At 35.9% G+C, this 12013-nt stretch carries 8 protein-coding genes; 5 read left to right on the top strand and 3 right to left on the bottom strand.

The window, feature by feature from the left end; genetic code table 11:
• The 3 genes from GWI59_RS02490 to GWI59_RS02480 all read left to right on the top strand — a co-directional run.
• Positions 1–1464, top strand: a 1464-nt coding sequence (locus GWI59_RS02490; RefSeq protein ID WP_161723898.1) for a VENN motif pre-toxin domain-containing protein, incomplete at its 5' end; no start/stop codon positions are given.
• Positions 1464–1667: a hypothetical protein gene (locus GWI59_RS02485; protein ID WP_109847711.1), complete on the top strand. Its 204-nt coding sequence runs from the start codon at positions 1464–1466 to the stop codon at positions 1665–1667. The genes GWI59_RS02490 and GWI59_RS02485, both read left to right, overlap by 1 nt.
• A gap of 595 nt (positions 1668–2262) precedes the next feature.
• Entirely contained in the window at positions 2263–2400 is a 138-nt protein-coding gene (locus GWI59_RS02480; RefSeq protein ID WP_157955976.1) for a hypothetical protein, read from the top strand.
• Positions 2401–2412: 12 nt separating this feature from the next.
• On the opposite strand, the gene GWI59_RS02475 is transcribed toward GWI59_RS02480, so the two are convergent.
• Both GWI59_RS02475 and GWI59_RS02470 read right to left on the bottom strand, forming a co-directional pair.
• Complete coding sequence (locus tag GWI59_RS02475) at positions 2413–5334, bottom strand: autotransporter domain-containing protein (protein ID WP_237612094.1); 2922 nt, start codon at positions 5332–5334, stop codon at positions 2413–2415.
• 332 nt (positions 5335–5666) lie between these two features.
• Positions 5667–7316 (bottom strand): alpha-keto acid decarboxylase family protein, encoded by a 1650-nt coding sequence (locus GWI59_RS02470; RefSeq protein ID WP_161671327.1) that lies wholly within the window; start codon positions 7314–7316, stop codon positions 5667–5669.
• Positions 7317–7464: 148 nt separating this feature from the next.
• On the opposite strand from GWI59_RS02470, the gene GWI59_RS02465 reads away from it, so the two are divergent.
• Both GWI59_RS02465 and dld read left to right on the top strand, forming a co-directional pair.
• The gene (locus tag GWI59_RS02465; RefSeq protein ID WP_161671328.1) at positions 7465–8352 is read left to right on the top strand and encodes a LysR family transcriptional regulator; all 888 of its coding nucleotides are present in this window, start codon (positions 7465–7467) and stop codon (positions 8350–8352) included.
• A 232-nt stretch (positions 8353–8584) separates the two neighbouring features.
• Positions 8585–10354, top strand: coding sequence for a D-lactate dehydrogenase (gene dld, locus GWI59_RS02460; RefSeq protein ID WP_109847708.1), 1770 nt, complete (start codon positions 8585–8587; stop codon positions 10352–10354).
• A 67-nt stretch (positions 10355–10421) separates the two neighbouring features.
• On the opposite strand, the gene sbcB is transcribed toward dld, so the two are convergent.
• Positions 10422–11852, bottom strand: a complete 1431-nt coding sequence (sbcB, locus tag GWI59_RS02455) for an exodeoxyribonuclease I (protein WP_109847707.1) — start codon at positions 11850–11852, stop codon at positions 10422–10424.
• Positions 11853–12013 lie beyond the last annotated feature (161 nt).

Here is a 12013-nt window from a genome sequence, read left to right as displayed (position 1 = left end):
GAGCGTGACGTTCAAAATTACCTTTTCCAACAACGTTTACAGGACTATACCAACCAGTCTGAGTTTGGTACGGGCGGTAAATATACCCGAGCCATCCAAGCTATCACGGCATTTACGCAAGGTATGATGGGCAATAACATTGTCACCGCGATTGCTAATGGCTCAGCCCCTTATCTTGCCAAAGAAGTAAAAAACCAAGTCCAAGGTAACAGTGTTGAAAGTGATATTCAGCGCGCGCTTGCCCACGGTTTACTCAATGCCGGTCTTGCATTGGCAAAAGGTGAAAATGTGGCAGCACAAGCCACGGGTGCGATGACTGGTGAAACGGTGGGTATTTTATCGCATTCACTTTATGGCAAAGCTCCCGAAGAACTGACTGAGTCTGAAAAGCAGAATATAAGCGCATGGGCAACGTTAGCTTCAGGCATTGCCGGTGGTTTAATTAGCGATAATAGCGCAGGTGTCGCCAATGCCGCCCAAGCCGGGAAAGTGGTGGTTGAGAATAACTATCTGAGTTTTGATGAGGCTCGTGCGTTTGATAAAAAAATAACAATATGTAAAGCAGCTGGTGAGAATTGTCAGCCTATTATTGACAAGTACGCCACAATTCAAGGAAAAAATTCAGAAGAATTTAGAAAGGCATGCCAAAGAAACTCATTAGAATGCACTGCTGGCTATGAAAGGCTCAAGCTGAATGGAGGAATTTCGGCAGCCGAGAGACCAACATGGCTTTATGGTTCTTTAGATAATGAAGATGTCAGAAATGCTGTATTGTATATTAATAATCAGGATGTTGAATTTGCTAATAAACACTCAGATAACTGGGACAGATTTGCCTCCTTTGTTGGAGAGCCAGAAAATGTATTCGGATTGTACCTAGGTGGTAGGGCATTATTTAATTCAGCCGCCTCAGCGGAGGCTAAACTGATAGGAACTGGATTGAGTATGGGCGCAAATGCAGGTGTACAGGTTTACAATGATAATGCTGGAGATAAATTTGATTATCTGAGCTTCGGACTAGCCGGCTTTACCGGTTGGACAGGAACAGGTCGAAATCTACATTCCAATGTTCAATTAAACGCAGGTAGTGCTTATTTAGGGAGTAAGATTGCAGGCGAAAATTCAGAAGCTGCTGTTGTTTCAGCCACTTTTGGGGCCACATCGGGTTATGGTCTAACAACAGTATTAGTTAATCGTTGGGAGGCAAAATTAATAAAAGAACATTTTGGAATGTCTGCAAGTCGTTATGCATTACAGTATGCAGAAAAGTACAAATATTCAAATTTTATGACAGAAAGTTTTAAATTAAGTCCTCTCCCAGGGATTGTAGGTGGGGATGCTGGTTCATTTGAATTAGAGCTAAGTGGTAGTTTATTAGGACGATATATTATGAAAAATAAGGATATTAAAGAGATTAACAATGAACAGCAATATTATTTAGAATTAGATAAAGGTGCATATTAATGAAACTCTCAATATATTCCTTATTTTTTATGATTTTTATATATGGTTTATTTTTCTCTTTTTTATCATTATCAGGAGAATGGCTTTTAACAGATAAAAGTATAAATCAATTAGATTGGGTGAATTCTATCAAACTAGGTGGCTTGATTGGTAGCAGTGTTGGAACAGTTGTTTGGATTGTTATGCGATATGAAATTGTTTAAATATTTTATTCTACTTTGGATTGCATTCTCTGTTATGGTTTTTTTTACTCTATTAATAATAAAAACTCTAGTAGAATTAATATACAATTACCCAATAGAAGATAGTCTTTTTTCTATTACTAAAGAGAATGTTATAGATTATATATGTTTGGGAATGGGATTTGGTTTTTTCTTTAGTATAGTAGCTTGCTTAGTCAGTTATCTTGAATATAAAAGACACTAATATTTTTACAAAAAAAACTAGCGCCACACTGAGTCTTGTATGACTACCTCATTTTTCAGACAACTGGATTATTAACAGTCTGGCTTGGCATATGAGGGGGAGTAACATTAAACTCATTCAGTTACTCATCTAGAATAGTTAGTTAGATGTTCACAGTTTTGTACTAACCCTCTAGTGCTGGTTTTTCAAATCTAAATTACGACCAATCTCTACCAAGCCCTTTCTGAAACTCACGAGAACGTTACTGAGCGTGACGTTCAAAATTACCTTTTCCAACAACGTTTACAGGACTATACCAATCAGTCTGACTTTGGCACAGGAGGTAAATATACCCGTGCCATCCAAGCCGTTACCGCATTTACGCAAGGTATGATGGGCAATAACATTGTCACCGCGATTGCTAATGGCTCAGCCCCTTATCTTGCCAATGAAGTAAAAAACCAAATTCAAGGCAATAGTGTTGAAAGTGATATTCAGCGCACGCTCATTTTTGCAAATCATCCACTTTAAATACATCATTAGTTAGAAAGCGATAGAGAATTTCATATCAATACTATTATCTTGCTGATTTTTTGCTGTCAATCCACTATATCCGATTGATAATTTTGATATTTCATTTATTTGGATAGTTGTTCCTGCTTTAACTACAAGAGCATCCCGTGCTGTATCAACGCTATTAGCAGTAAATGTTGGTTGGGTATCGGTGAAACGTAAATTGATACCTCGTTCCACATCGTTGTATTGGTGTAACCAACCTAGTTCGCCATACAGAGAAACATTAAATTTATTGTTAATTTTCAATTTGTTATTTAAACGCAATCCTGTGATAGATGTGGTTGAATCTAAACTTTGTGAATGGGCTTGTAAAGCTGCACGATCTCCTTGCTCGTTAATGGCAGCGTTTTTTGTTTTGACGTATTCTAAATTAACAAAAGGCTCTAATTGTGTGTCCGAGAGAGTTATTGGGTAAGCTACTTCGATAAATATTTGGCTGGTATTCCCATTGTAATTCGCTTTATTTTTATCTGATTGCGCGATGTAGTTGACCGTTTTTGACGTATGAACACGATGAAACGTATTCGATACACCTGCACGTAGCTTGATATGGTTAAAATCATAACCACTATAAAATGATAAGTGGTAATTTTCGCTGTTTGCGTGACTGTTATAGCCAGAGAGCGAGGTTTTGGTGAAACCTGTTGCTATACCAAGCAACATTTTATCGTTATTAAAATGTTGATCTGCACCTAATAGTACGCCATAGGTGGAAGCATCATAGTTATTCGCATTACCATCACTTGAGTTATCATCCCAATTATATAAAGTTTTAGCCCAGACATTACTTTTATTGTCTGCAGTTTCTTTTTCACCATTAAGTGTTTCAGCGTTTTTAACCTGAGAAAGGAGTGTTTCTTTTATTTGTCGGCTACTGTTGAGTTGATTAGATAAAACATCGGCATGAATTTGGCCAGTTAATTCATTAAAGGCATAGTGGACATCATTTTTTAGATCCATTCCGACAATGCTTTCATAAACAGGATGCCCTGAAGGTAATGCATCTATTGCATTCGCGATTGATGCTTGATTTTTTGTTTTTGCCAAGCTGGAGAAAGCAGTATTATTTCTTCCGACATTCAATATTACTGCATTCTGATCGTAAGATAGTGTTGTTCCTACAAAAAGGTAGTTTGGGTTAACATCAGCAAATTTACCACTAATACCTTTATCTGCCATTAAAATAGTATATTTTGTGTTATATAGACTCTGAACATTGTCTTTTGTGAGGAGATTTCTATTATTTTCAAGAGATACATTAACTGTTCCTCCGTTAAGTATCGCTGTGCCGAGGCTCACTATTTTATCGCTATCACCCTGTGAATTTACTTCAACCAGATAGTGACTGCCAGCATTAAAAATCACAGTATCATCTATATTAAGTGTACCAATTGAGTGGCCTGGTGCTACGATGCCTCCTGAATTCACCTCTAGCTTATTAATTTTTCCTTTACCAGCAAGTGTACCCTTGTCATTGATATTGACTTGAGAACTTATGCTCCCATCATTTAATAGCAACGTTCCTTTATTAACATCCAGTAATGAATTTAATTTTCCTTCAAGTAACAATGTGCCACCATTGATGGAAGAATTTTTTGAATAGTGATTTTCGCCTATAAGGAGTAAATTTCCCTGATTAACCTCGACGCCTGCAAAATAGTTATTACCAGATAAGATTAATGCACCATCGCCTTGTTTGATTAATTTACCAGGGCCACTAATATCATTTTTCCATTCATCAAATTTACCAAACTCAGCGAAGTCAAATTCATTAGTTGTTTGATTAACAAGAAAATGATTATAAAAATATGAAGGCCCATTATAGGCTTTAGGAAGATTAATTAATCCCCAATTAGAATCTGGAACATTTTCATGTGAAGCCCAACCCGCTAAAGAATGACTCGGGTAGGCTGTGCTCGCTAAAATAGATTGCCTCTGCTCTTTGGTTAAATATGCAAAACGTAAACGCAGTAAGTTGTTGGACGAACTGGGTATTTGATTGGGGGAAATGAGCGATGAAGTTTCAAGATCTTTTGTTCCATAATAACCTGCATCATCGTTAGTTATTTTTTTAGGTGTGGTTAAACAATTTTGATTTTTACACTGATTAGCGACATTCTGGCGGACTTCTTTGGCAAGCTTAACAAAAGTTCGAGTTGTGTCATCATCTGCAAGCATTTGTGATAACAGGTAATAATTTCCTATTCTCGAAGCGATGGTATCTGTTGCAAAATGTGCCTCTACAATAACTCGGCTTTCACCATATTCTATTGCTCGGGCAAACATTTCACTGCCCTTTTCAGGGAATAATATCGATAAAACAGCAGCTTGTTTGTATCCATTCCATGTATGTCCACTTGGGTAAGATGAACCTGTTATATTGGTGTAATTATTAAAGTAATTACCTTTATTATCAATCACTTGATAAGGTCGGCCACGTAAAAAAAGTCCTTTTAAGATAAAATCTATCGAGCGCACTCTTTTTTTGTTTGGATCATAAGCATATGTTCCTGTGTTATGTAATATGTTCAGATCTTGGTAAGCTTGAGTATCGCTAAAATTGATCGAATTGACGTTGTCGCCAAATAAAATATTGGCATAGGTATTAAAAACATAAGAATGTGTCTGTGACTTATCGGCTTCGGCTAGTTTTCTTCGTTCGCCTGAGATTGTTTGATAATTATTACTTATTATTCTATCTAGTTCGGCTGTTTTTGACCCTTTTTCAGGGGGCGTTGTGATAACACCATTTTTGATCTCTTCCAGCCAATTATTGCGTTGATCTATAATATGTTGTTTGGTTTCTAAAATATCTATTTCAGACCATGATGAATTCGAAAAAAATAAAAAAAAGAAACTTAACGAGGTAGGTATTACAATATTTTTCATAAAATAAGCCATAGTTTCCAAAAAAAGTTGGAGCTAATTTATATTATTTATATTTAGTTTTTATGACAGATACTATTATGTTAATAGGTATATTTAAATCCTTTTTAATTAATCAAATAAGAAGCTTCGTTATTATTTCTATTAATAAGGTGCAACAATTTAAATATAATTTTGACAAGATAATAATAAAGTATCAGCATGATCTATATATTTAAAATAAAAATAGATCATGCTTTTTATTTAATTAATGTCTAATTTCACAAATGAAAAACCAAGCTTTTTCCCAGTTTTATTCTGTCTAAAAACTTAATTTGTCATTTTATCCATTTATATTAGAATGAATATAATGAGCTTTTAGATTCTTTTAATTTTTTAGCTAATTCAGAAGCTTCATATCGCTCTGTTACTATTTCGATATAAGAGGCACTATCTGTTGATTCTGCCACTTCAAGCGCTTTATTTAATTCATCTATCGTTGTGACTTTCTCACAATGCCAATCTTTTGCACCAAAAGCTTTAGGTAATTGATGATAATTCCATTGAGCAAGATCGTTATAATAAGCTTCAGGGTAATCACATAATAATCGTTCAATTAAGTAACCATCGTTATTTAAAATAAGGATGATCGGCTTTAATCCAAAACGAACAAATTGACTAATCTCTTGTACGGTTAATTGATGTGAGCCTTCGCCTGTAATTAAAATAACTCGTTTGTTAGGTGCGGCAAGTGCGGCACCAAATGATGCGGGTGTTGCCCAACCAATAGAACCCCATAATGTTTGGTTATGGAACTGAGCACCTTCTGGTAATAGAGCAAAACCTAATCCCATTGATGACGTACCTGTCTCAGCAATAATAATATCGTTAGGTTTAAAGAATTTCTCTAATCGAGGGTAGAGGTATTGAGCTGTAATTTCACCGTTATCAGATAAAATAGCGTCTTCTAATCCCTTAGCTTTTATCTGATGATAAGTTTTATTCGGTAGTCGTTTTGTCAGCTCAAAGAGAATATCTTCCATATAAATAGAAGAGTAGATAACAGAATCAATTTCTACATATTCTGGCATGATGTTGATAAATTGTTCTGGTTTAATATTGGCTGTGAAACTTCCCGTATTAAAGTCGGTCATCATTGCTCCGATTCCTAATACATATTCACTATTTTCGACAAACTCTCTGACATCAGGTGTCATTAATTGTCCATCATACATCCCAATATATTGAGTATTAGATTCACTTAATATGCTTTTATCCATAAACATAGTGGCATAAGGTAAACCTGTTTTATCAATAAAAGCTTGGACATTATCTGATAACCCTAAACGTGCGGATAAAATACCGGGTAAAACGCAGATATTATTGCTTTGTGTAATCTTATCAATAATGAGTGATACCACTTTTTCTAGTATTTCTTTATCACTTATTGATTTTTTCGGTGTGGTAACAAGTGTATTTTCTATCACTGGCATAACAGCATAATCAGATGGTAAGCCAATATAAACAGGACGACGTTCTTTTAATGCTGTCGCAATTAAGCGCTCCATTTCAGTAATACAATTTTCAGGCGTTAATATTGCATGAGCACAAGCAAGACGTTGGGCTAGTTGATAGAAAATATCAAAATCGCCATTACCTAAGGTATGATGAACGAGACGTTTGCTTTTTTGTACACCACTTGCTGGCATACCAACCAAATGAAAAATAGGTAGATTTTCTGCATAAGAACCTGCAATAGCATTAATCGCACTTAATTCACCAACACCAAATGTTGTCGATAACGCTGCCATACCTTTAATTCGGGCATAACCATCAGCGGCGTAAGCTGCATTTAATTCGTTGCAGTTACCAATCCAACGCAGATGATTGCTATTACAAATCGTGTCTTCTATAGGAAAGGCATAATCGCCAGCGACACCAAAGACATCACTTATACCTAAGTTATATAGTCGGTTTAGCATATATTCAACAACAGTCTTATTCATATTATCTCCAGAATATCAGAATAATAATCTGTAAAAACAGGGTTATTCATTTATATTATGTTTAATGTTTTACCGCGGATATAAATCAATATGAAATGGTTTATTATTATTGGTGGTATAACTAAATGTAATAAGGTAAATGTGACTAATGGATATTCGTGCATTACGTTATTTTGTTGAAGTCGTCCAATTAAATGGCTTTAGCCGAGCTGCTGATGCTCTATTTATTACTCAGCCTGCAATTAGTCGTAGTATTAAAAAATTAGAAAATGAATTAGGTGTTATTTTATTAGTAAGAGAAGTCGATGGCGTAAGGTTAACGGATGATGGCGCGATACTTTTTGAACATGCAAAAAAAATACTCGCACAATTTAATAGTATGAATAAAGCGATACAAGACAAGTCAGGGCCATTGACAGGGACATTAAATGTGGGATTACCTCCGGTAATAGCTTCGACGTATTTTGCCGATATTATTATGGCATTTAGTTCTCTACACCCTCAGGTTGAACTAAAAATATTTGAATTGGGAACTAAACAAATGGCAGAAGCAATGATAGAGGGAAAAGTGGAAACAGCGGCCGTAGTATTACCTTTTAATAATGACATATTTGAATTAACACCTTTTTCAGAAGAAAGCTTGATGCTATTAGTCTCTCCATCACATCCTTTGGCCATCAAAAAAGAAGTACATTTTAAAGAGTTGATTAATGAACCGTTTATTTTTTTCTCTGAAGATTTTCGTATTAATGATTTAGTTTATAGTGCCTGCGGTATTTATAATACAAAGCCTATTATTGCAGGACGTAGTAATCATTTAGATTTAATTATAGCGATGGTAAAAGCGGGTGTCGGTGTAACGCTACTGCCTGGAAGTATGTGTAATAAAAATCCCATTGATGATTTAGTGGTACTTCCTGTTATTGAACCTACATTGTCATATCAATTGGCATTAGCAAATAATAAAAATAGTTATAAAAGTCGAAGTTGCCGAGCATGGGAGCGGCTAGCAAGAGAAAAGCTAATAATAGAATAAAATAGCAAATTGAGGCTTATCTATATTCTATTTAAGAAATAAATATCAAAAATATTTTTAAATAACAAAAATGGCTGGACATAAAATATGTTGTTTTTTGGGGAAATATGAATAGCTGTATAAAAGCAGTTATATAAATGATAAGTTTATATTTTGCACGTAGCCTTATGAGTAATAATAAAAGCGAGCAAAATACAAATTAATCAGACAAGACAGGAATAGGATAGGGAAAATGAATGAGAGTAATAGCTCTGTAAATCAACATTTTATTCGTAAACTTGAAAGTATTGTTGGTAAAAAACAGGTATTAACACAAGCACATAAAACAGAACGTTATCGTAAAGGCTTTCGTTCAGGACAAGGCAAGGCATTAGCAGTTGTATTTCCTGCCAACTTATTAGAACAATGGCGTGTTTTTAAAACCTGTGTTGAAGCTGATAAAATTATTATTATGCAAGCGGCGAATACGGGATTAACCGAAGGTTCGACACCTAATGGTGATGATTATGATAGAGATATCGTGATTATTAGTACATTGCGCCAAGATAAAATACAGGTTCTTTCAGAGCATAATCAAGTTATTGCCTTTCCTGGTAGTACGCTGTGGCATTTAGAAAAAGTATTGAAGCCATTGGGGCGTGAACCACACTCTGTTATTGGCTCGTCTTGTATTGGTGCTTCTGTTATTGGCGGGATCTGTAATAACTCCGGCGGAGCTTTAGTTCGTCGAGGGCCTGCTTATACCGAATTATCACTATATGCTCGTGTGAATGAAGAGGGCGAAGCTGAATTAGTTAACCATTTAGGTATTGATTTAGGCGAGACTCCAGAAGAAATATTAACCAATTTAGATAATCGCCATTATCACGAGGATCAGATACAAATGACAGAGAAATTAGCCTCTGATCATGAATATCATGAACGTGTGCGTGATGTAGATGCCAATACGCCTTCTCGATTTAATAATGATGAACGCCGTTTATATGAGGCTGCGGGTAGTGCGGGTAAATTATCTGTATTTGCTGTGCGATTAGATACATTCCCTGCGGATCATCGTACTCAAGTCTTTTATATTGGTACTAATAATCCGGACGAACTAGAAGATATTCGTCGTCATATCTTAAGTCATTTTAAAAAATTACCTGTTGCTGGGGAATATATGCATAGAAGCTATTATAAAATGGCTGAAGTGTATGGAAAAGATACGTTTTTGGTGATTGATAAATTAGGCACAGATAAAATGCCAATATTATTTGCCGTAAAAGGGCGAGTAGATGCGGTATTAAATAAAGTTCCTTTTTTACCTAAAAATCTGGTGGATAGAACCATGCAGTTTATGAGCAAATTATGGCCTGCTCATTTACCAGAGCGCATGACAGACTTTCGTGATAAATATGAACATCATCTCATGTTAAGAATGGCAGATGATGGAATTGAAGAAGCTGCAACTTATTTAAAAGAATACTTTAAACAAGCTTCAGGTGATTATTTCGAATGTACTGAAGAAGAGGGAAATAAAGCCTTTTTGCATCGTTTTGCCGCTGCCGGTGCTGCTGTCCGTTATCACGCTGTACATGTGAATGACGTAGAAGATGTATTGCCATTAGATATTGCATTGCGCCGTAATGACAGAGATTGGTTTGAAAAATTACCACCAGAAATAGAAAGCAAATTACTTTATAAACTCTATTGTGGACATTTTATGTGTCACGTTATGCATCAAGACTACATTATTAAAAAAGGTGTTGATGCGAAGGCGCTAAAAGCAGAAATGTTAGCGTTATTAGATAAACGTGGGGCAGAGTATCCCGCAGAGCATAATGTAGGTCATATGTATTATGCCAAGCCTCAATTAAAAGCGTTCTATAAACATAACGATCCAACCAATAGTATGAACCCAGGTATAGGTAAAACCTCGAAATTGAAATATTGGGGAGAAGAGTGTGGATGTGGGCAGGCTCACTCTGAGGTTAAAACTGAAAGTATTGAAACCAAAAAATAATCGCTTTGTGTCGTGTTTATTAAGTTAAAAAGAAAGGCAGGATAAAACCTGCCTTTTATCTTATTGTCTAACTTGCAATATCTTGAGCATATAGATAAAGCTCTTGTAGTTGTTTTAGTTTCTCTTCGTTATCGCTATATTTTTCTGCTAATAGCTGGATTGTATTGATATATTCATTCAGCTTCTCTGGTGTTAACATCTCTTTTCTATGTGCTAACCAACGTTGTTGCTCATCATAATTGAGAGTAGAAGGATAATTTCTCGCACGATAACGGAAAAATAGCGGCTCCATTCTCGCATCTTCAAATGTTAAATCTAAAGCAGGTAAATTTTGTGGTTGCGTTGAGCGAATAATTTCCATCGCACTACGATCATTTTCACTGAAAAAGCCATTATAAATTTGAGAATCAACATCATCAGAGACAACAAAAGGAGTTTGTTGAGCGAAGAGTTCTACGACTTTATTACGTATTTCAGGATGTGAAAATAAAATGGCTTGATTGTTTAAACAAGTATCAACATCTAAACCAATTCTATCTGCATCTTGTGGTCTTAATGTATTTTGTGGAGCCACAATAGGGCATTTATTAATATGCAGCAATTTAATTGGAACAGGGGGTTCATCAACTGCCAATTCACTGCGTGGCGTATATAAACGCTCTCGTAATTGGTCTGATGTTAAGGTTAATAGCGGGGATATATCCGCAGATAAATCGCACACAATAACAGCATTACGATTATCAGGGTGCCATGCCAATGGTGCTACAAGACTTAAATTAGAACGAGCCGCACCAAACATACCTGAAACATGTACAATTGGCGTCATGGCGGGAATATCAATTAACGCCTGAACTTTACGTTTATCGCGCAAATTGAAGAAATAATCAAACATACGCGGTTGAGCTTGTTTCAATTTTTTTGCCATCGCAATGGTGGCGTAGACATCAGACATTGCATCATGCGCATTCTCATGAGAGATGCCATTGGCTTTGGTTAATAGCTCTAGACGAAAGCTTGGGAAACCGTCTTCATTTTCAGGCCAAACAATACCTTCTGGACGCAGTGCATAACAGGCTCGTAAAACATCGAGCAAATCCCACCGAGAATTTCCTTTTTGCCAACTATAGGCATAAGGATCATAAAAATTACGATAAAGGATATTACGGGTTACTTCGTCATCAAATCGAAGGTTGTTATAACCCATAATACAGCTATTAGGTTGACTAAAAGCTTGATGAATTTGACGCGTAAACTCAGCTTCAATTAACCCATTTTTTGCCGCAATTTGTGGGGTGATCCCTGTGATCATTACCGCTTCGGGATGGGGTAAATAATCGTCATTAGGTTTGCAATAAATAACGAGAGGATCTTCAATTATGTTGAAATCCATATCAGTTCTTATACCCGCAAATTGAGCAGGGCGATCTAGCGCTGGGTGTGTACCAAAGGTCTCGTAGTCATGGATGTAAAATGTGGACGTTTTCGCTGAATTAGACAAGGTTTCCTACCGTAAATTTACTGATGATTTTTTCAATCATTACTCAATGAGTTGTATTGGGTTTAATTGAAACCATGGTAAACCATAATGTGGTAAACGTGAAATATCCTATGCAAATGGTTTTATTTGAAAGTGATAGAATATAAATGTAGGCTTTTTTT

This window comes from Proteus sp. G2673 (assembly GCF_009915125.1).
GTDB classification, from domain to species: domain Bacteria; phylum Pseudomonadota; class Gammaproteobacteria; order Enterobacterales; family Enterobacteriaceae; genus Proteus; species Proteus penneri.
Note: the sequence above shows the minus strand (reverse complement) of the source record. Positions and strands in the feature narration are given on the sequence as shown.